The organism is Flavobacterium aquidurense, assembly GCF_031458035.1.
Lineage (GTDB): Bacteria > Bacteroidota > Bacteroidia > Flavobacteriales > Flavobacteriaceae > Flavobacterium > Flavobacterium aquidurense_C.
This window is the reverse complement of the sequence record NZ_JAVDXR010000005.1, coordinates 244,514-264,951: the sequence shown is the minus strand read 5'-3', so window position 1 is coordinate 264,951 and position 20,438 is coordinate 244,514. Positions and strand designations below refer to the sequence as shown.

Here is a 20,438-nt window from a genome sequence, read left to right as displayed (position 1 = left end):
CTTTTTAATTTGAATATTAATTACCTGGTGCGAAAGGAAATTTCAATGACTTAAAATACTCCAGAGATTGTGTTGGTTTTTCAACGCCTGCCGGCAAATCTTTACCTGAGTATTGCTGAAAATATAACAAACACGCATCCCGCCACCATTTCGCTTCTTTATACTGAATTTCTAATAACATTTGTACTTCTTTAAAACGGTCAGCATCAACATATTTTTCCGTTTTATTCCAAGTGTTTTGCATGTCTTTTACCTGATTTACACCTTCCTGATATTTCAGCGCAAGGCCATTCCAAAGTGTTTGTCCGTTTTTTAATTTATAATCCCAGGAAACATGATGAAACCACAATAAATCCTGCTCTGGACAGGTTTCTAAATTGTCAAAAATCTTTTCGACTTCCGGCGCATATTGACTTGTCGCGTTTGTTCCGGTTTTAGAACGGTCGAAACCGATTCCGTTTTTATCTGCTTTATGATAATAGGTAGGATTCCATTCCGGGCGTGATAAGTTTGAAACCCACGGACCCGGACCGTAGTGATGTCCTGTGTCCATAATATGATGCAAACCAAGCGGTGTCATATAATTTACAACGGCTTCACGCGATTCAATCATCATGTCTTTAACTGGTTTAATGAAATTTTCCTCGTTTGAAAAAGTACATCTCAACCATTCATCAGCAATGACTTCCGAATCTAATTCGGGGTTCCATGCCAGTCTTCCAAAGCCGTACCAATTCGCCTGCGCAAAAGGATGACCCGTCCAGTTTAAGTCGTTCCCGATGTTTGAAACCCCAGCAATTCCGGTCAGTTTTGTTTTTGTTAATGAACCATCAATCACTTTAGCAACCGTTGTACCTTTTCCTTTTTGATAAGTATCTGATGCTAAAACTTCCTGAAATAATTTCGGCAGAAAAACCAAATGCGTACTAAAACCTAAATATTCCTGAGTAATTTGAAACTCCATCATCAAAGGTGTTTTTGGCATCGCCCCGAACATTGGATGAAAAGGTTCACGCGGCTGAAAATCGATCGCTCCATTTTTTACCTGAACGATTACATTATCTTTAAATTTTCCGTCATACGGAACAAATTCGGCGTAAGCCTGTTTCGCACGATCGTTGGCATCATGTTCTGAATACACGAAAGCACGCCACATAATGACACCTCCAAAAGGCGCAACGGCATCGGCAAGCATATTCGCTCCGTCAACGTGATCTCGTCCATAATTTTGAGGGCCAGGTTGTCCTTCTGAATTTGCTTTCACTAAAAATCCACCAAAATCCGGGATTCTTTTATAAATTTCTGCGGCTTTATTTTTCCACCAATTGGCTACGTCAGCATCTTTTGGATCGGCAGTTTTTAAACCTCCAATTTCGATTGGTGCCGAAAATCTTGCGGTTAAATACACTTTGATTCCGTACGGTCGAAATACATTTGCCAGAGCTTCAACTTTCTCTAAATATTGTGGCGTTAAGATTAAAGCATTTGCGTTTACATTCGTCAAAACCGTTCCGTTGATTCCGACAGAAGCATTTGCTCTTGCATAATCGATATAGCGCTGATCGATAAAGCCAGGCAGTTTTTGCCAGTTCCACAACGAAAAACCAGCGTAACCACGTTCGACAGTTCTGTCTAAATTATCCCAGTGATTTAATATTCTGATATTCGTTTTTGGAGCATCAGCAATATTTAAGTTTTTGATGGATTTGTCAGTTTGAATCAATCTCAGAAAATTATAAACGCCGTATAAAACGCCGACATCTTTTTTTGCTGTAATGACGATGTAATTTTTATTTTTAATTGAAATCGATTTGATGATAAAACCTTCGTCATTTATTACCTCAAAATTCCCAATTTCCTTTTGAATTTCTAGGCTTAAGAATGCTTTAGAACCAATGATGATATTTTTATCTCCTTCAATTTTTGAATTAACCTGAATATCCTTTCCTAACATGTTTTGCAATCCAAGCTGCAATTCATTTGAAGCAATTTTTGAAGTTTCTGTATTCCCTAAAGAAACAATTCCCTGAACATCCTTAAAGTATTTTGAAACCAATTCAGCATTTGTTTTCTTATCGTATTGAAGCCATAATTTATAATCTTTTTGCGCCATCGTTTTAAATGAAAACAAAAACAGCATAATTGAAATTATAAATAAATGTTTCTTTTGATAATGCATCAGGCTTTTTATTTAAGTTTAGATTAAAAATTGCAATCGGTTGTGTAAAAATATAGTATTGTGTTTTAAGAAAAAAATTTTACTGCAAAATTTTTCACACTACACAAATTGTTTTGTTAAAAATAACAGCAAGGGACTTTTAGTCTATAGTATTAATTAACCACAAATTGCACAAATTTGCACAAAAATTACCAACGAGCGATAGAGAGTTGACGCAGTAAATCACTCTCCTCTAATTTGTTAAAATTTGTGTAATTTGTGGTTAATATTCTCTCAGAAGCTAAAGCGAAATAAAATAAAGTAGCGGTAGAATCACTTAATTCTATTGGAAGATGCACGAACTAAAACTTCTGTATTTAAGAAAGTAACCTCCGTGATATTGTCTTTTTTTGGATTGTCCGGACTCTTTTTAACAGACTTTAAATGGTTCAATATTTTCTTTGCAGAAGTCTGCCCCATCTTCACCGCCGGATGCGAAATAGTAGTTAATCCCGGATCAATAATAGAAGCAATTGGATCGTCATTAAAGCCAATAATAGCAACATCTTCAGGGATTTTCAATCCTCGTTTTTTTGCTACCTGAATAGCGCCAACAGCAGCCGTATCATTCACAACAAAAATTCCATCTGGCGGATTTGGCAAATCAAATAAGGTTGTGCTGGCTGCTTCGCCATCTTCATAACTTAAAGAGGTTTCGACGATAAGCTGCTCATCAACAGTTAGATTCGCTTCTAACAAAGCATCAACATAACCTCTTTTTCGTTCGCTGTAGGTATTTCTGTATTGCGAACCTGTAATATGTGCAATTCGGGTACAACCTTGTTCAATTAAATGTTTAGTAGCTTTATAACCAGCAGAATAATTATCGATCATCACACGATAAGTGTTAAAATCTTTCGGAACCCTGTCTACAAAAACCAAAGGGATATTTTTATCGATAAATTTCTGAAAATGAGATGTATCACGTGTATCCATCGCCAGTGAACAGATGATTCCACAAACACGGCTATCATAAAGTGCTTTTGATAAATCAACCTCATCTTCATAAGAATCATGGCTTTGGGTAATCATAACGCTGTAACCTGCTTTTTGAGCCACTTCTTCAATTCCGCTAATTAGTGATGAAATGAAAGGTCTGTTTATTCGGGAAACTAAGACGCCGATAATTTTGGTTGAATTTCCGCGTAAGCCAGCAGCTAAAATATTAGGACGAAAGCCCATTTCTTCTGCTACTTTTTTTACTTTTTTTATGGTTTTATCGCTTATGGTAGGATGATCTTTCAAAGCCCTGGAAATCGTTGACGTCGCAAGATTCATTTGCTTTGCAATATCATAAATGGTAACGTCTCTACTCTCTTCCATAAAAATTTTAAACTAGATAATTGGTAAATACATCTTTTCGTACTTTGTCAGAAGTCATAAAAATGATTTTAAATTTAGAACTTAAGTTTTTCTAACGGTTTTATTTCAAAAATTTCCCCGTAAATTTATGCACTAATTTTGCGATAAAATTAAATTATTTTTCTTTCTTTACACAATCGGTTGCAAAATAAATTTCGATTATTTTTTCAATCAATTGAATTAGCAATAAATAGTATTAATCTTTTAAAACATATCTCATGAAAAAAATAACTGTTTCCCTAACTATTATAATTTCATTTCTTTCGATTCATTGCAACGCACAGACGAAAGAAAAATATGTTTTTCAGAATTCTAATTTAAGTTTTGAAGAAAGAGTTAATGATTTGGTAAGTCATTTGACTTTGGAAGAAAAAGTTTCGCAGATGCTGAATTCTTCCCCCGCCATTCCGAGATTAGGAATTCCTGCTTACGATTGGTGGAATGAAACTTTACATGGCGTTGCCAGAACTCCTTTTAAAACAACTGTTTATCCGCAGGCGATAGCAATGGCGGCCACTTTCGATAAAAATTCCCTTTATAAAATGGCTGATTATTCGGCTTTGGAAGGTCGGGCGATTTACAATAAAGCGGTGGAATCAGGTCGAACTAACGAACGTTATCTTGGTCTGACATACTGGACACCCAACATCAATATTTTTCGAGATCCACGTTGGGGACGCGGACAGGAAACCTACGGTGAAGACCCATTTTTGACTGCCACTTTAGGAGATTTTTTTGTTAAAGGACTTCAGGGCGATGATCCAAAATATCTAAAAGCGGCGGCCTGTGCAAAACATTATGCGGTTCACAGCGGTCCTGAACCTTTGCGACACACTTTTGATGTTGATGTAACCCCTTATGAACTTTGGGATACGTATTTACCTGCTTTTAGAAAATTAGTTACCGAGTCTAAAGTTGCGGGCGTAATGTGTGCGTACAATGCTTTTAGAACGCAGCCTTGTTGTGCCAGCGATCTTTTAATGACTGATATTTTGCGCAATCAATGGAAATTTGAGGGTTATGTAACTTCAGATTGCTGGGCGATTGACGATTTCTTCAAAAATCATAAAACACATCCGGACGCTGAATCTGCTTCCGCGGATGCGGTATTTCACGGAACAGATATTGACTGTGGCACTGACGCTTACAAAGCTTTGGTTCAAGCAGTTAAAGATGGGAAAATCACCGAAAAGCAAATTGATATTTCTGTAAAACGTCTTTATATGATCCGTTTTAGATTGGGAATGTTTGATCCTGTCGAAATGGTAAAATATGCGCAAACTCCGGCTTCTGTTTTAGAAAGTCCGGAGCATCAGGAACATGCTTTGAAAATGGCAAGACAATCTATCGTTTTGCTTAAAAATCAAAACAATACTTTACCTCTGAACAAAAAAATTAAAAAGATAGCGGTTTTGGGTCCGAACGCGGATAATTCGATTTCCATTTTAGGGAATTACAACGGAACTCCATCCAAATTAACAACTGTTCTTCAAGGTATTAAAGACAAATTAGGTTCAAATACCGAAGTTGTTTATGAGAAAGCCATCAACTTTACAAATGATACTTTATTAGTTTATTCTGATGTCAAAAAACAATATAATTTTGACGGAAAACAAGGTTTCAAAGCGGAGTATTATAACAACAAAAATCTTTCGGGGACACCGGAAGCCATTCAAACCGAAACAGATTTAAATCATTTTTGGCAGGAAGGCGAAGCGGTGGTTAAAAACATCAAAGGCAATAATTTTTCTGCGCGATATACCACGAATTTTACAGCTACTGAAGATGGAACGATGACTTTTGAACTTACGGCTGATGATGGATATCGCTTCATTGTAAACGGAAAAGAAGTTTTAAATGCCTGGACGAAAAATCGTTGGGGCGGACAAACTTTTCAATTAAAAACCACAAAAAATACGGATTATAATCTGGTTGTTGAATATTGGCAGGGAGAAGGAAAAGGAAATGTTGCCTTAAATACCGGAAATTATAAAAGAACTGATTTTAATGCGCTTGTGAATCGTTTAAAAGATGCTGATGCGTTTGTTTTTGTGGGTGGAATTTCTCCACAATTGGAAGGTGAAGAAATGAAGGTTAATTTTCCGGGTTTTAAAGGCGGAGATCGTACTTCTATTTTATTACCGACTATTCAGACTGATTTGATGAAAGCACTTAAAACGAGTGGAAAACCAGTTGTTTTTGTAATGATGACCGGAAGTGCAATTGCGATTCCGTGGGAAGCTGAAAATGTTCCGGCTATCGTAAATGCATGGTATGGCGGACAAGCAGCGGGAACTGCTGTGGCGGATATTCTTTTTGGAGATTATAATCCGGGGGGAAGATTGCCGATTACTTTTTACAAAGGCGATTCAGATTTACCGGAATTTGTTAATTATAAAATGGACAACAGAACGTACCGTTATTTTAAAGGAACGCCGCAGTATGGTTTTGGATATGGTTTGAGTTATACTTCTTTCAAATACGATCAGTTAAAAATGCCAGCGAACATTACGAAAGGAAAAAATGTTTCCATCTCTGTCCGAATTACAAATACGGGAAAATTGGCTGGTGAAGAAGTAGCACAACTATATGTCATCAATCAAAATACGGCTATAAAAGCACCTTTGAAAACCTTGAAAGGATTTGAAAGAATCAGCCTTAAATCGGGCGAAAGCAAAATAATTACTTTCACCCTTTCTCCTGAAGATTTGTCTCATGTAAGCGATGAAGGTGTTTCTCTACAATATAATGGCGAAGTAAAAATCGCAATTGGCGGTCATCAGCCTGACGAACCAAATAAATCAAGTGGTAACATTTTGACAAAAAGTCTTTTAATTCAATAAAAAACAAAGCTATTTTCTACTATGCAGCTGCTTATAAAGCGTTTCCATGGGAGCCTGATTTAATTGCATTATGCCTGTTTCAGGACGATCTAAAGCTAAAATCAGAAACATTACCGACGAAAAAATAATGGAAATAAAAACGGCCAAAACATGATTCTTCTTACCTGAAATTCCGAATTGGTATCCAAGAATTAGCATTGTAAATAAAGTTATTATAAAAAGTACCCATAAAATTGTGACAGGTATACGGTATTCAAATGTGAAAGTTACGCGTTTGTTATAAGTGCTAACGAGTTCGTTTATTGAGCCTGTGTAAAGTGAATAAGCCTCAGAACTGCGATCTTGCGCTGCTAAAGCTTCAGAATAATTCCAAAGTGAATCAAGAATACTTTGTGATTTTTCCTTTAGATTTTCTATTTTTTTGACGGACAGATCTTTAAACAGGCTAACACGTAAATCTGTATATTCTTTTAAAAGGTTTCGGGAAGAAGCACGATACGGTTCCGGTATCAATCCGGATTGTAAGTAGGCAGTTCTGATAGTAGTCACTTCTTCAAGTAAAAGTTCCTTTCTATTATTGTAACGATTGTCTACAATCTGAAAAGTAAACGCCAGCATAAAAGCCAAAAGCCCAAGTGCCGCTCCAACCACTGAACCTACAGGAGAATCGTTTATTTTTCCGGATTTATTCTTTACAAACAAACCATAATACTGACCTGCAATAATAGGAATTAAAATACTCAGGAAAGGAATCATAAACATTCCTAAAATCTCAAAAAGACTTACATTTATCATTGTTCTTTCGTATTTAGATAATAAATCTGACTAACCAAATATAATCTTTATTCAACAATCATAAACCAATTGACTTTCAAAATATTATAATTAGTTTTTTTCCTTTCTATTTAAAATTAAATAAAACATTATTCTCAAAGAAAAAGGAAAAATAATAAGATTTTTTTTCTAAATTTGATTGTAGATTTACATGTAATACGATTTCCCCAAATCATTTTTTTATCGCCTCGACCTGCATTAACCTTTTGGTAAATAGTAGTAACGTAAAATGAAAAAAAATGAAAAATTTTACTCTGACAATCTTTTTAATTTCCTGCTTTACTGTTTCGTCCTTTGGATTTTCAAAGAATAAAACTCTTTCTGAAAATAATATAGCTGCTTTTTTTATTCCTGACCCTTCTCTTTATACTTATGCGGCACCCATTATTGACGATGCAACGTTGCTGGCCTTTTTTAAAAAGTATTCGCAATTAAAAGAATATCAAAATGATGTTTCAACACTTTACAAAGACAGATCATATAAATCAATCTGGTACGAGGGGAATGACATCAACGAATTTGGACATTTGATGTATGAAAAACTGAACTCTACTTACGAAGAAGGTATTCAGGTCAGAATTCCGTATAAAGATAAAATAGACGAAGTTTTTAATGAAGAATCAACTAAAAAGATTCCAGACTCCGATACTGAACTTTTATTGAGCTCCATGTATATCCTTTATGCAAAACATGTTTTTCAGGGAATGGATGCAGCTGCACAAAATAAAATTGAATGGTATTTACCCAAGAAAAAACTTTCTTATGAGACTTTATTAGATTCTATTGTTACCAATCCCAATTTATTGGATGAAAATAATCATGTTCTTTTTAGTCAGTATTACAAACTTCAGAATGTTTTAAAAAAATACAGGGAAATTGAAAAAAACAACACCTGGAAAACCATAACAATGCCCAATCCATACAAAGACTTAAGACCTGATGATACGGGAGTTACGATTCAGGACATCAGAACACGACTTTTTGTGATTGGTGATTTGGCACAGGATTCTAAAAGTAATTTTTATGATCAGGAATTAATGGATGGTGTAATGAAATATAAACTACGCCACGTGCTGACTCCAAATTATATTATTAACAAAGAGCATATCAATCAGATGAATGAGCCGCTAAGTGATCGTATCAAAACTTTGATGCTAAACATGGAGCGCTGTAGATGGATTCCGCCTACATTAGAAAACCAGGAAGAATATGTAATGGTTAACATTCCGTCGTTTAGGCTGTATTTTGTCCGAAATGGAAATTACGATGTTGTGTCTAAAGTTTTTATCGGTACTCCATTAACGAAAACAGTCATCTTTAGTGGTCAAATTGACCGGATAGTTTTTAGCCCTTATTGGTATGTGCCTAGCAGTATTATACAAAACGAATTAAAACTTAAAATAGCAGAAGATAAAAATTATCTTGCTGAGCATAATATGGAATGGAATGGCGGAAACGTAAGACAAAAGCCCGGTCCGGAAAATGCTTTGGGACTTGTGAAATTTATGTTCCCGAATCCAAACGATATTTATATGCACGACTCACCTTCTAAAACCTTATTTGGTTTTGAAAAACGCATTTTCAGTCACGGCTGTATCAATGTCGAAAAAGCAAAAGAGCTTGCCGTTGCCATGATGAAAGATTATCCGGAGTGGACAATTGATAAGATTAATACAGCTATGAGTGGTGAAAAAGAAACACCATTCAAACTAACTAAAAAAATCCCAATCTATATCGGCTATTTCACTGCCTGGGTTAGTAAAGAAGGTGACATTGGTTTCTTTCCTGATGTTTATGAGCGTGATGTTAAGCTTAACAGCTTGCTTTTTCCGCTGGATACGGGGTATAAGACGGCGAATAATTAGAGAAGAGAGTCAAGAAGAAAGAAGAAAGAAGAAAGAATATAGAGAATAGACCTCCTGGAATTGTATTTCTGGAGGTTTTTTTATTTTTTGGAAACGCTATTTTCTCCGTATTTTTTTATAATATAATTAGTTACTGGTCTTAATGGCTTATCATTTTCGGGGTGCCTACCGTGCGTATTAAAGAAATCTACTTTATCACTGCTGACTTTCGCATACCAAACAATTGCTTCACCGTTTATGAAGCAGGTTGTCGTATCGCAAACTTTTATTTTTTTAAGTCCAAACTTATTTTCATCATATGGTTCTACTTTTCTCAACGGTATAAAACCAGCTGCTTTTAGATCACAATCTACTTTTTCGAAATGGTCATTGGACCATTGCATACATTGTTTTTTTGGAAAAATATAATAACTGATTCCAAATCCTAAACAAAAGACAATTAAAATACCAGCTGCAGTCAACTTTAATTTTTTATTAAATCGATTTGGAAATTTATAAACAGAAATTTTTTTAGCTGTTTGAATATTTTCAAAATTAGCTTCGTTTTTGTTTTCATTTTCTTCCATTCCACTCTCATTTTCAATAATAATTGATTCTGATTTATTCGAATCTTTAATTGAGTTATCATCTTCAAAATTATCTTCCTCTTCTTGAAATTTCCTAAAAGGTCGAAATGGAAAATTAACTAAAATGGCTGCCATTTCAATTCTCTGTCTATTTTCTGTATTGCCACCTTGCAAAAAAGAAATTATAGGTTTGAATCTATCAATATTACAATTTTCAATTGTTTTTTTTAATGAAGAACTCTCATTAGCCATTAAAAACATTTTGATAATCTCTTCATCAATTTTACTTAAACCTTTTTCCAAAAGTCTAAGATAAAAATCTCTTAATTGCGCGGGTGTTGGGTCAGATAAAATACCAGACACATCTTCTTCAATCGCTATTTTATACTTAGCTCTAATGGCTATTTTATAATCTTCAATAGTAAAGTTATTCATATGCAATACGGAATTATTGGAAATATCGGAAATACCGGAATTACTTAGCAATGCAGGCCTATAAACGTACTTCCTTTGTATCAGAAATTAGTTGCTGTTCTATTCGCGATAAGAACAAATGTACAAAACTAGTTCACTTAAAAAGTATGGAAAACCGTAAGACGGAGTTTATCCGGGAAGTATAGATAAAATCTTACTGTTCTACATACTTCACTTCCCAAACAATTTGGTGTTGCCATAACAAAATTCAGAACCATTCTGAACGGCAATGCCCTTTATCTAAATTTTAAATCATAAAAAAATGAAAACATTATTTACATTGGGAGCGTGCGCGCTATTGAGTCTTACAATTTTTTCTTGTACAAATGATGATGAAACATCAGATAACAAGTCTGCAACGGAGGTAAAAAAGGAAATTACACCTACATCTCCATCATATGCTAGTGAAGAAGGCCCTGGAGATGATCCTGTCATTATCGATCCGCCTAAAAAATGATTAATTAAAAATCATAATCTATAATTAATTAGTAATTTCGGGGAAAGTAACTTTTATGCTACGATCCCCTATATTTGTTTTAATTATTCTTCTTCTTTTATTTTCTTGTAAAGAAAAAAAGACTAATTCAATTCAACCAAATCCAAACAAAAAAGAAGCTTCTTTTTTACAAGCAAAAGCAATTTCCTGTTTTCAAAAAAACAGTTACGATAGTTCTTTTTATTATTTTAATAAATCAAAAATAGCATTCGAAAAATTAAAAGACAGCAGTAATGTTGCTTTCTCTTTACTTCAAATGTGTAATATTCAACAAATAAATGGGGATTATTACGGAAGTAAGGAAACGCTTACAGAATCTTTACCGTATATCAACCATGATGATATTTATCTTGTAGCTGCATATAATTTTTTTGGCATTGCTGATAAAGAGCTTTCCCTATATGATGATGCTATTTCATATTATAATGAGGCTATCAAAAGTTCTAAGAATCCGGTGGCAAAGCAGGCTCCTATAAATAATATGGCTGTTATTTACAGGCAACAAAAAAAATATGACCAAGCCATTGTTCTCTTTAAATCTATCTTAGATAAAAAAACATCCGAAAACAGATCCCAGAAAAGTAAAGCCCGGGTTCTTGATAATCTAGGCTTCACTTATTACAAAAAAGGTTTATATGAAAAAGGCCTTTTACTGATGAATCAAGGTCTTGAATTGAGAAATAAACTTGAGGATTCTTACGGAAGTATTGAAAGCTACTTGCATTTTGCTGAATATTATGCAGAAAACGATGCCACAAAATCGAATCAATATGCACAATTGGCTTATCAAAATGCCACAAATCTAAATAGTATTGATGAACGATTAGAAGCCTTATCATTTTTAATGACAAACAATTCTATTAATAATACAATATATGCTCAAAAATATGTTCACTTAAACGACAGTATTATTAAAATCAGAAACAACTTCAAAAATAAATTTGCCAAAATTAAGTACGACTCCAAAAAAGAAAAAGACGAAAACCAGCAACTTCGCTTAGAAAAAGCCGAAAATTTGCTATCCTTACAAAAAGCAAAATATCAAAAGATAGTAGCTGGAATTGGGATTATCTTTTTGATTATTGTAATCGTCATTCTGATAAGATATTATAGAAACCAAAGCAGAATTGAAAAAATAAAAACATCCTACGATACTGAAACCCGAATTGCAAAGAATATTCACGATGAACTGGCCAATGATGTTTTCTACGCAATCACTTTTGCACAAACACAATCTTTGACAAAAGAAGATATAAAAGAAACCTTACTACAAAAACTCAATCACATTTATACTCGTGTTCGTGGTATCTCCAGAGAAAACAATACTATTGAAACCGGAACAAATTATTCCATTCATTTAAAAGAAATGCTTTCGACTTATAATAGTGACAGCACAAATATTATTATAAATAGCATTGAAAAAGTAAATTGGGAGATAATTGATGATATTAAAAAAATTACCATTCATAGAGTACTACAGGAATTAATGGTAAATATGAAAAAACACAGCGACGCTTCGTTAGTAGTTTTAAAGTTTGAAAGTACTGCAAATACAATCGAAATCAATTATACAGATAACGGAAAAGGCTGCCCAAAAGATAAAATTATCAAAAATGGCTTACAAAATATGGAAAACCGTATTCAGGCGATAAAAGGAACTATTACTTTTGATTCTGAACCAGAAAAAGGATTCAAAGTAAAAATATCCATGCCTAAATAAATGCCTTATGTTTAAAAAAGTAATTATAGCCGAAGATCTGGATGCTATCAGTTTAGGAATCGAGCAAGTCTTAAAAGATTTAGATATTACAGATTTTCAACATTCAAAATATTGCGATGATGCTTTTCTGAAAATACGCGCGGCTATTCAGAAAAATGAACCGTATGATTTATTAATCAGCGATCTTTCCTTCAAGACAAATCATCTTGAAGTAACAATTGCTAATGGTGACGAACTGGTTCAGAAAGTTCGGGAGTTACAACCTGACATCAAAATCATCACCTACTCTGTTGAAGATAAAAATTACAGAATTAAATCACTTTTTGATAATGCCGAAATTGATGCTTTTGTATTAAAAGGTCTGAATAGCATTGAGGAATTAAAAAAAGCAATTCATATTACCTCAACTTCAGATCAAAAATTTATTTCGCCCGAAGTTGCTTCTGCGCTCCAGGAAAAGAACAATTTTGAAATAGATGATTTAGATGTTCAAATTTTAAAACATTTATCATCCGGAACTCCACAAGACAAAATTGTAGAAATCTTTAAGAGCTCAGGTTTAAAACCCAACAGCAAAAGCGCTATGGAAAAAAGGATTTCTAAACTAAAGGATTTTTTCAAGGCAAATAATACTGTGCAACTGGTTTTTATTGCAAAAGATATGGGGATTATTTAACCTCAACTACAATATAATTTTCAAAGCTCCTTCGGGGGCTTTTTTATTTCTTGAAATTAATAATTTAAAGATTATGGATTTCCGTAAAATACTGGTTCTCTTTAACTCTAAATTTGGCATAACATCTTAAACCGAAAATAATATGTCAGAGAATATTTTAAATACGCACAGCAAAATAAAGGATGATAAAAGCAAAATTACTTATACTCAGTATGGGTTTAGATCTGCACAAAAATCTCAATCAATTCCTGAAGGAATTGACGGATATCTAGATAATGTTTATGATAAATTTCTAGAGGAGCAAAAACTAGACGAACAAGGTCTTAAGGACAGAATTTCAAAACTTAAAGCCGAACTTCAACAAGAAAGATCTAAAAAAAATGATCTAACTGCTGATATAGCTTCGAATAAAATTCATAAAGAAAATAAAGAAAAACAAATTGAGGAATTAGAATTAGAAAAAATTGACATTCGAAATGGAGAAGGTGAAATTGGAGACAATTCCTCATTTATAATTGGATCTTTTATTGCTTTACTTTTAACTATGTATTTGTTCGTGTTTTATTCTTCATCTGGTTATTCTGCATTTTACGGAATAAAAAATGGGAGCATTGGCTTTATTAATCCAAATATTTTTTCTGATGCCATTAATAAAGGAGGTGGCGTTATTGCATTAATTATACTATTCCCTTTCATATTCCTAGCAATGGGTTTTTACATCCACATTGCTATTGAAAATAATAAAAAATTAAATTTAGAAAACAAACCATCAAAGTATGGAATCATACTCTTCTTACTTATTAGCACCTTAATAGCTGATGCTTTTATTGGTTACAAAATATCAGAGGGAGTTCACACAAATGAATTCAATGCTGGATTAACAAATAAGATCTGGAAATTTAATATGATTTATTCAGATATCACTTTTTATCTGGTACTAATTCTTGGCTTCGTGGTTTATATTATTTGGGGATTCTTATTAAATTATATTTTAAGCCATCCTTATTTAAAGACTGAAAGTGAAAAAATAAAATTAATGATTGAAAATATTAATAATAAGATTATAGAAAAACGAAAAGAATTATCGGATATAATTTCTAAAATTCACAAATTTGAAAGCGACATAATAACATCAGAAAGTAAAATACAAGATAAAGAAAAAGATATAATCGGTTATGAAAACGGCGTAATCCCAATTAATATTTCATCTTTAAAAGGTTCAATTGGAGAATTTATGGGAGGTTGGCAAAATTATACACATGGTAATTTTTATAATGATGATGCTTTAAGACTAAATAACGAAGCTATTAAAGTTCAAAGTTTATGGCTAAACAATAAACTAAAACAATTTAATTCAGAAAATTAAATATGGAATCAATTTATCCGCGACAAAAGAAAAAAAAAGATAAAAAACCGTTATTTATTTTGGCAGGCGTTGTTATCTTTTTTGGAGTTTTTATTTATTTAATTACAAGACCTTCGAATCAGAGTAAGGCTCTAAAAGATCTTGATATAAGTTTTAATAGAAAAGATGTGGAAATGGTCTGGTATAAATATAAAAGTGATTTATATCAGGATGAAGATTTTTTATTTGCGATCAGAACTAAATTAGCAAGTTTTAACTTAACTGAGAAAGAAGAAGAGCAATGCATATCTTGGCTTCCAGTTGCGCCAAAAAGCATCAATTTGATTGTTATTCCAGATCTATCAAGGAGAATTATAGACACAATAAATAACCCCAATCAAACTAAGAATGATCTGTATGTCTTACAAACAATCTGGAAATCTTTTGTAAATTATTCTAAATTAAAACAAAATACAAAAGATAGATTAATTATCGATGTTACGGACATTGATCAAGCCAGAGGGCAATTTGATAACGTCGCTAATGATTTACAGTTTGATCTTTCAAACCACACAGGAAAAAGTAATCTTCTATTTTTTACTGATGAAAAAACTACCCAATTTAATAAAAGTATTGTCGAAATGTATAAGTTGGCAAAACAAAAACCGCTAGGTGCTGATTATAGATTTTATTTACGTCGATATTTAAAAAATCATTTAAAAAAATCTACACTGTTCGATAATTATATAAATAAAATAGTCATTATAACTGATGGCTACTTAGAACCGGAAAATGCTCCAGCAGATACAAAAATTAGCGGCTATGAAGTTCCTCTTCATAAAGCAGTCTTAAGTGGGAGTATATTAAATTTTATAACATCAAATGGACTAAATATTCCAAAAGTTAATATTAATTTATCCAATGCAGAAATATTAATTTGTGAAGTAAACGAACGAAAATCTGGAAAAGGTTACGACTTTGATGTATTACAAACTTATTGGGAAGACTGGTTTAAAAGAATGAACGTAAAAAAAATAAACTTTATTCAAAGAGAGCAAGCAAATGAATTAACAGCGGATCGTATAAAAAAATTCATTTTACAATAAAGTAAAAAATCAATAATTATAAATTTCTTTAAATTTTCAGAGTCTATTTTTTGGAATAGGCTCTCTTTTTTTCAAATACTCTTATGGTAAATAAGAAAATAAATTAAACTTTTACACATTACGGATTTCCGTAAAATACTGGTTTTAAATAGGTTTAAGTTTGGGTAATAATCTAAACTAAAAACCCATGGAAATCAATATTCAACTTAAATCACTGGCAGATAAAATCAATCAATTAAAAAGTAAGATTGAGACCGAAGAGTCTACCAAACATGCTTTTGTCTTGCCATTTATACATATTTTAGGATACGATGCTTTTAATCCTTTAGAAGTTGTTCCTGAATTTACAGCTGATTTGGGCCTTAAAAAAGGCGAAAAAGTCGATTATGCAATTTTTCAAAACGGAGAGCCAATTATTATAGTTGAATGTAAAAGTTGGAAAGAAAAATTAACGATCCATAATTCACAACTTTTTCGATATTTCCATGTTACTAAAACCCGGTTTGCATTATTAACAAATGGAATTACATATCAGTTTTTTACTGATTTAGATGCTCAGAATAAAATGGATGAAAAGCCATTTTTGGAATTTGATATTACTAATCTCAAAGAAAACACTATCAATGAAATTGCGAAGTTTCATAAAACAAATTTCAATGTTGATAATATTGTAAACAATGCCAGTTCTCTTAAATATATTAAGGAAATTAAAAAACAAATCAATGCCGAACTGGAAAATCCATCCAATGATTTCACCAAACTTTTTGCGAATAAGGTTTATAGCGGAAGACTTACTGAAAAAGTAGTAGATGAATTTAAGGATTTAGTTCAAAAGTCAGTTAGTCAGTATATAAACGACAAAATAAATGACCGATTAAATGCTGCGCTCACCAAAGAAACCATTAAACAACAGGATGAAGATATTACAATCGTAGCAGAAGATAATAAAGTTAATACTACCGAAGAAGAATTAGATGCCTATCGTATTGTAGTTGCCATTTTACGAAGAAAATTGCCAACAAATAGAATTGTTCATCGTGATACACAATCTTATTTTGGAGTCTTATTAGACGACAACAATCGTAAACCTTTATGTAGACTTCATTTAAATGGCAGTAAAAAATACATAAGTCTTTTTAACGATAACAAGAATGAAACAAAATTAGCAATTTCAGGTATTGACGACATTTATCAATTTGAAAAAGAATTATTAGAAACTGTCACATTATACGAAACTGAATAAATTAATTAATCCCGTATAAATACTCTTTTCAAACAAAACCTTTCCAACTACTTTTATCGGGGATGCAACTCATTATAGACCGCCAATGCTAAAAAACTATCTCATTTCATTTTTCCTATTAACTATAGTTTCCTGCAAAAAGGCAGACGCTCCACCTCCTCAAAAAATAAACACATTTTATAAGGAGGTGATTACAGCTGATGACCGCAAAACTATTACGCCAGAAGAAGCCAAAACCTATCATGTTGACACGAAAAACAAATACGAATACAGAACCGGGAAATCGGGTCATTTTGAATATAATTATGATGTAAAAGGTGTTAATGCCAAAGGAGATTCCGTTTTTGGAAATATTAATATTGAAGGGAAATATGGTGCCGGAATCCTTTTGTTCGACACCATCAATGATCTCGAAATTAAAACCGAATGGATCGAATATGGAAAACTAAAAGCTACAGATAAAAATGGAAATGAGTATTTTTTAATCGTTGATTAATTGAACCAAGTCGTAAAATAGAATCAAAATGAAACACCTAATAATACCACTATTCATTTTTCTTACTTTCTTTCATCCTCCAGAAAAGAAAGTGTATATATGCGGAACAACCGGAGCAAAAAAATATCATTATACTGAAAACTGCCGCGGACTTACTGCTTGCAAACATGTATTGACAAAAGTTACACTTTCGCAGGCGCAAGGATACGGGCTAACACTTTGCGGCTGGGAAGACTGATTCTAAAAACTCTTAACATTTTCATAATCTTAGCATTACAATCAATTCATATTAATTTTCGTAATTTGAGTAAAACTAAATATTATGAAATTATTCAGTCTAAATTTTTGGGTTTCGTTCAAAGAATGGCTTTTTTTAAGAGCAATGCATTCTACTTTTCTTCACTAGTAAGTTATTAGTTAAAAACAGGAAAGTCAATTGAATGAATAAAGTTGAGAACTCATTTTTACACAAAAACCAATTTGGAGAAGATTTCTTGTGGGGTGTTTCTACCGCCGCTTTCCAAATTGAAGGAGCACATGATGCCGACGGAAAAGGTTCTTCGATTTGGGATGTTTTTACATCTCAAAAAGGGAAAATAAAAAACGGTCATCATGCCGTAACTGCCTGCGATTTTTACAATTCGTACCAAAATGATATCAGTTTAATAAGCGAGTTAAATATTCCTAATTTCAGGTTTTCAATTAGCTGGACGCGTATTATGCCAACGGGAATTCACCCCATCAATCAGGCAGGTATCGATTACTATAATAAAATCATCGATTCTTTACTAGAGCGCGGCATAGAACCGTGGGTTACACTATATCATTGGGATCTGCCTCATGCACTTGAAGTAAACGGAGGATGGACCAATCGCGAATCCGTTAAGTGGTTTTCAGAATATGTAGCAGTTTGTGCCCAGCATTTTGGCGATCGCGTCAAAAACTGGATGGTCATCAATGAACCTTCTGTATTTACCGGAGCAGGTTATTTTTTAGGCATTCATGCGCCAGGAAAAAAAGGCATTACAAATTACCTGAAAGCCATGCACCATGTAACGTTAGCTACTGTTGCCGGAGCAAAAATACTTCGCGAAAAAGTCGCTGATGCTAATATCGGAACAACCTTCTCGTGTACGCATATTGAACCTTTTTCTCAGAATATAAAAGATGTTGAAGCCGCAAAACGTGTTGACACCCTGCTCAACAGAACTTTTATAGAACCTATTTTAGGACTCGGTTACCCACAGGAAGATTTAGCAGTACTTAAAAAACTCAATAACTATATTTTAGAAGACGATTTAAATAATCTAGCTTTCGATTTTGATTTTATCGGCCTTCAATGTTACACCAGAGAGGTTGTAAAAGCGTCATTATTAACTCCATACATTGGTGCCGAACTGATTAGCGCCGAAAAAAGAAATGTGATTTCGACCGAAATGGGTTGGGAAGTTTACCCCCCTGCCCTCTATCACGTTCTGAAAAGATTTAATGATTACAAAACAATACGAAAAATTATTATCACCGAAAACGGAGCGGCTTTTCCTGATACGGTTTCGAACGGAAAAGTGTACGACATCAAGCGTACCCATTTTATTCAGGATCACTTAGAGCAAATTCTGAGAGCCAAGGAAGAAGGTCTGAATGTCGATGGTTACTTTGTCTGGAGTTTGACCGATAACTTTGAATGGGCCGAAGGTTACAACGCCAGATTCGGACTTATTCATGTTGATTTTGACACTCAAAAAAGAACCATCAAAAATTCGGGTTTGTGGTTTAGAGATTTTTTATCCTAAATCAAATAAGATTTAGAACTTAAATAAGATTATTATGGAAATCAATTGGCTTATACTATCCGCAATAGTTGTTGGCGTTGCCTTACTAGTTTATTTTCTAATCAGGCAAAACAAAATAGACCGCAAAAAAATCGAAGAAGAATTGAACTACTCTGAAGAATCAGAAGAAGTAGAAATTAATAACGACCTTAATTTGTAATATTTAAGAGAAGTTCCTCTTTATTTTATTAAAATTATAAATAACCGTTTGGAGTTCTTCTAAACGGTTATTTTTTGTCTGAAAAACAATTAACGGAAAAAACCTACAATTATATTTATTTTTTGAAAGAATAGTTTTATATTAGCTTCAATAAAATCTTAATGTAAGATTTGACAGTTTCTAATTTAAAAAAAATGATAAAAACACATTTAGCAGACCTAATTGATATTAAACTCATCGTATTTTTAGTAATTATTATCGCCCTTTGCGGGATACTTACATTATTATTATTATGCGATAAAGTAAAAGATTTTTCAAAAATCTATAAAAAGGAATTTTATATCTATATTTTTTCTTTCGTACTTATTTATGCCGTAATCGCTTTTTTGGGTTACAATAAGCTTTTCAGCGAACTATCAGCTGAATTGTTATTTTATCAACTAGCTTCCCTGACATTTGGTATACTGCACGTCTGGCTATACCGTAACTATTTTAAGGAGTTTGGTGCCAAAAATCTTAGTTTGGAAATACTTTTCGTCGTATTGGTAATGCTTTATTCAAGCATTTTGTTTAGTGTAATCTATACCGCATTTAGCGGAATCAATTATACATTTTTAATGTGCGGACATTTTTTAATGTTCCTTGTACCAACTGCAATTTATTCCGTGTTCGAATTTATGGTAGCTATACCGCCACGCAAATTTATTACTTGGGAACCAAAGCTCCCTTACGCGGAAATAGAAGGAAAAGAAATGGAGGATATTTTGCTTATAACACTCTTGATAAGAAAAGAGGAAAGTGATGAAGAATATGCATCCATTAGAACCCAGGCACCTTTAAAAGTCGATTTTGGACGGCTGTTTTATCTCACCCTTGATGGTTACAACCGATTTAACCAAAATGATCAAATAGAGCTGACTCAGCCAAACGGACAATTTTACAATTGGTTTTTTTATTTGCAGCCTAAGTGGAATGAAAAAACCAAGTATGTTGACGCCGGTTATTACGTAGGACTAAACGGAATTACCGAGAACTCTGTAGTGATATGCCAAAGAGAGACGGAAAAAAACACTGCCCCAGTGAAAAAGAAAAAGCCAGATCAAAAAGTCATAAGCATTGATGAATTAAACAAAGGAGCTGAGAAAAAACAAATAGATTCTGTAGAAAAAATTACAGTTGAAAAAAAAGTAAAATAGTTTAAA

General features: G+C 33.1%; 17 protein-coding genes. 13 read left to right on the top strand and 4 right to left on the bottom strand.

Annotation, left to right across the window (positions count from 1 at the left end; all coding sequences use genetic code 11):
- Positions 1-16: 16 nt before the first annotated feature.
- Together J2X17_RS10420 and J2X17_RS10415 are read right to left on the bottom strand one after the other, a co-directional pair.
- Positions 17-2,179: an alpha-glucuronidase family glycosyl hydrolase gene (locus J2X17_RS10420; protein WP_310297357.1), complete on the bottom strand. Its 2,163-nt coding sequence runs from the start codon at positions 2,177-2,179 to the stop codon at positions 17-19.
- A 312-nt stretch (positions 2,180-2,491) separates the two neighbouring features.
- A complete protein-coding gene (locus tag J2X17_RS10415) occupies positions 2,492-3,541 on the bottom strand; it encodes a LacI family DNA-binding transcriptional regulator (RefSeq protein ID WP_310297355.1) in 1,050 nt (349 codons plus the stop codon).
- 257 nt (positions 3,542-3,798) lie between these two features.
- Here J2X17_RS10415 and J2X17_RS10410 point away from each other — a divergent pair, with 257 nt between their 5' ends.
- On the top strand, positions 3,799-6,423 hold the full coding sequence (locus tag J2X17_RS10410; RefSeq protein WP_310297352.1) for a glycoside hydrolase family 3 C-terminal domain-containing protein: 2,625 nt from the start codon (positions 3,799-3,801) through the stop codon (positions 6,421-6,423).
- 9 nt (positions 6,424-6,432) lie between these two features.
- Here J2X17_RS10410 and J2X17_RS10405 read toward each other — a convergent pair whose 3' ends face one another.
- Positions 6,433-7,218 carry a bestrophin-like domain gene (locus tag J2X17_RS10405; RefSeq protein ID WP_310297350.1) on the bottom strand — a complete coding sequence of 262 codons (786 nt, stop codon included), beginning with the start codon at positions 7,216-7,218 and terminating at the stop codon, positions 6,433-6,435.
- A 278-nt stretch (positions 7,219-7,496) separates the two neighbouring features.
- On the opposite strand from J2X17_RS10405, the gene J2X17_RS10400 reads away from it, so the two are divergent.
- The gene (locus J2X17_RS10400) at positions 7,497-9,122 is read left to right on the top strand and encodes a L,D-transpeptidase family protein (RefSeq protein ID WP_310297348.1); all 1,626 of its coding nucleotides are present in this window, start codon (positions 7,497-7,499) and stop codon (positions 9,120-9,122) included.
- Between the two features lie 80 nt (positions 9,123-9,202).
- Here the strand turns inward: J2X17_RS10400 and J2X17_RS10395 are convergent, their stop codons facing one another.
- The gene (locus J2X17_RS10395; RefSeq protein WP_310297343.1) at positions 9,203-10,123 is read right to left on the bottom strand and encodes a hypothetical protein; all 921 of its coding nucleotides are present in this window, start codon (positions 10,121-10,123) and stop codon (positions 9,203-9,205) included.
- 301 nt (positions 10,124-10,424) lie between these two features.
- On the opposite strand from J2X17_RS10395, the gene J2X17_RS10390 reads away from it, so the two are divergent.
- The 11 genes from J2X17_RS10390 (at position 10,425) to J2X17_RS10340 (ending at position 20,432) form a co-directional block, all read left to right on the top strand.
- Positions 10,425-10,619 carry a hypothetical protein gene (locus J2X17_RS10390; RefSeq protein ID WP_310297341.1) on the top strand — a complete coding sequence of 65 codons (195 nt, stop codon included), beginning with the start codon at positions 10,425-10,427 and terminating at the stop codon, positions 10,617-10,619.
- A gap of 55 nt (positions 10,620-10,674) precedes the next feature.
- Positions 10,675-12,378, top strand: a complete 1,704-nt coding sequence (locus tag J2X17_RS10385) for a tetratricopeptide repeat-containing sensor histidine kinase (protein ID WP_310297339.1) — start codon at positions 10,675-10,677, stop codon at positions 12,376-12,378.
- Positions 12,379-12,385: 7 nt separating this feature from the next.
- The gene (locus J2X17_RS10380) at positions 12,386-13,054 is read left to right on the top strand and encodes a response regulator (protein ID WP_310297336.1); all 669 of its coding nucleotides are present in this window, start codon (positions 12,386-12,388) and stop codon (positions 13,052-13,054) included.
- 142 nt (positions 13,055-13,196) lie between these two features.
- Positions 13,197-14,420: a hypothetical protein gene (locus J2X17_RS10375; protein ID WP_310297333.1), complete on the top strand. Its 1,224-nt coding sequence runs from the start codon at positions 13,197-13,199 to the stop codon at positions 14,418-14,420.
- Positions 14,421-14,422: 2 nt separating this feature from the next.
- A complete protein-coding gene (locus J2X17_RS10370) occupies positions 14,423-15,505 on the top strand; it encodes a hypothetical protein (RefSeq protein ID WP_310297330.1) in 1,083 nt (360 codons plus the stop codon).
- Between the two features lie 187 nt (positions 15,506-15,692).
- Positions 15,693-16,748: a type I restriction endonuclease gene (locus tag J2X17_RS10365; RefSeq protein ID WP_310297327.1), complete on the top strand. Its 1,056-nt coding sequence runs from the start codon at positions 15,693-15,695 to the stop codon at positions 16,746-16,748.
- A gap of 85 nt (positions 16,749-16,833) precedes the next feature.
- A complete protein-coding gene (locus J2X17_RS10360) occupies positions 16,834-17,244 on the top strand; it encodes a hypothetical protein (RefSeq protein WP_310297324.1) in 411 nt (136 codons plus the stop codon).
- Between the two features lie 28 nt (positions 17,245-17,272).
- Positions 17,273-17,482 (top strand): hypothetical protein, encoded by a 210-nt coding sequence (locus J2X17_RS10355; protein WP_310297321.1) that lies wholly within the window; start codon positions 17,273-17,275, stop codon positions 17,480-17,482.
- Positions 17,483-17,684: 202 nt separating this feature from the next.
- Positions 17,685-19,037: a GH1 family beta-glucosidase gene (locus J2X17_RS10350; protein ID WP_310297318.1), complete on the top strand. Its 1,353-nt coding sequence runs from the start codon at positions 17,685-17,687 to the stop codon at positions 19,035-19,037.
- A gap of 34 nt (positions 19,038-19,071) precedes the next feature.
- Entirely contained in the window at positions 19,072-19,236 is a 165-nt protein-coding gene (locus J2X17_RS10345; RefSeq protein ID WP_310297315.1) for a hypothetical protein, read from the top strand.
- A gap of 194 nt (positions 19,237-19,430) precedes the next feature.
- Positions 19,431-20,432, top strand: coding sequence for a TssN family type VI secretion system protein (locus J2X17_RS10340; RefSeq protein WP_310297313.1), 1,002 nt, complete (start codon positions 19,431-19,433; stop codon positions 20,430-20,432).
- Positions 20,433-20,438: the final 6 nt, after the last annotated feature.

Excerpts from the sequence above, each read along its gene's own strand:
- J2X17_RS10420 (WP_310297357.1), bottom strand. The coding sequence starts at position 2,179 with ATGCATTATCAAAAGAAACATTTATTTATAATTTCAATTATGCTGTTT.
- J2X17_RS10415 (WP_310297355.1), bottom strand. The coding sequence starts at position 3,541 with ATGGAAGAGAGTAGAGACGTTACCATTTATGATATTGCAAAGCAAATG.
- J2X17_RS10410 (WP_310297352.1), top strand. The coding sequence starts at position 3,799 with ATGAAAAAAATAACTGTTTCCCTAACTATTATAATTTCATTTCTTTCG.
- J2X17_RS10405 (WP_310297350.1), bottom strand. The coding sequence starts at position 7,218 with ATGATAAATGTAAGTCTTTTTGAGATTTTAGGAATGTTTATGATTCCT.
- J2X17_RS10400 (WP_310297348.1), top strand. The coding sequence starts at position 7,497 with ATGAAAAATTTTACTCTGACAATCTTTTTAATTTCCTGCTTTACTGTT.
- J2X17_RS10395 (WP_310297343.1), bottom strand. The coding sequence starts at position 10,123 with ATGAATAACTTTACTATTGAAGATTATAAAATAGCCATTAGAGCTAAG.
- J2X17_RS10390 (WP_310297341.1), top strand. The coding sequence starts at position 10,425 with ATGAAAACATTATTTACATTGGGAGCGTGCGCGCTATTGAGTCTTACA.
- J2X17_RS10385 (WP_310297339.1), top strand. The coding sequence starts at position 10,675 with ATGCTACGATCCCCTATATTTGTTTTAATTATTCTTCTTCTTTTATTT.
- J2X17_RS10380 (WP_310297336.1), top strand. The coding sequence starts at position 12,386 with ATGTTTAAAAAAGTAATTATAGCCGAAGATCTGGATGCTATCAGTTTA.
- J2X17_RS10375 (WP_310297333.1), top strand. The coding sequence starts at position 13,197 with ATGTCAGAGAATATTTTAAATACGCACAGCAAAATAAAGGATGATAAA.
- J2X17_RS10370 (WP_310297330.1), top strand. The coding sequence starts at position 14,423 with ATGGAATCAATTTATCCGCGACAAAAGAAAAAAAAAGATAAAAAACCG.
- J2X17_RS10365 (WP_310297327.1), top strand. The coding sequence starts at position 15,693 with ATGGAAATCAATATTCAACTTAAATCACTGGCAGATAAAATCAATCAA.
- J2X17_RS10360 (WP_310297324.1), top strand. The coding sequence starts at position 16,834 with ATGCTAAAAAACTATCTCATTTCATTTTTCCTATTAACTATAGTTTCC.
- J2X17_RS10355 (WP_310297321.1), top strand. The coding sequence starts at position 17,273 with ATGAAACACCTAATAATACCACTATTCATTTTTCTTACTTTCTTTCAT.
- J2X17_RS10350 (WP_310297318.1), top strand. The coding sequence starts at position 17,685 with ATGAATAAAGTTGAGAACTCATTTTTACACAAAAACCAATTTGGAGAA.
- J2X17_RS10345 (WP_310297315.1), top strand. The coding sequence starts at position 19,072 with ATGGAAATCAATTGGCTTATACTATCCGCAATAGTTGTTGGCGTTGCC.
- J2X17_RS10340 (WP_310297313.1), top strand. The coding sequence starts at position 19,431 with ATGATAAAAACACATTTAGCAGACCTAATTGATATTAAACTCATCGTA.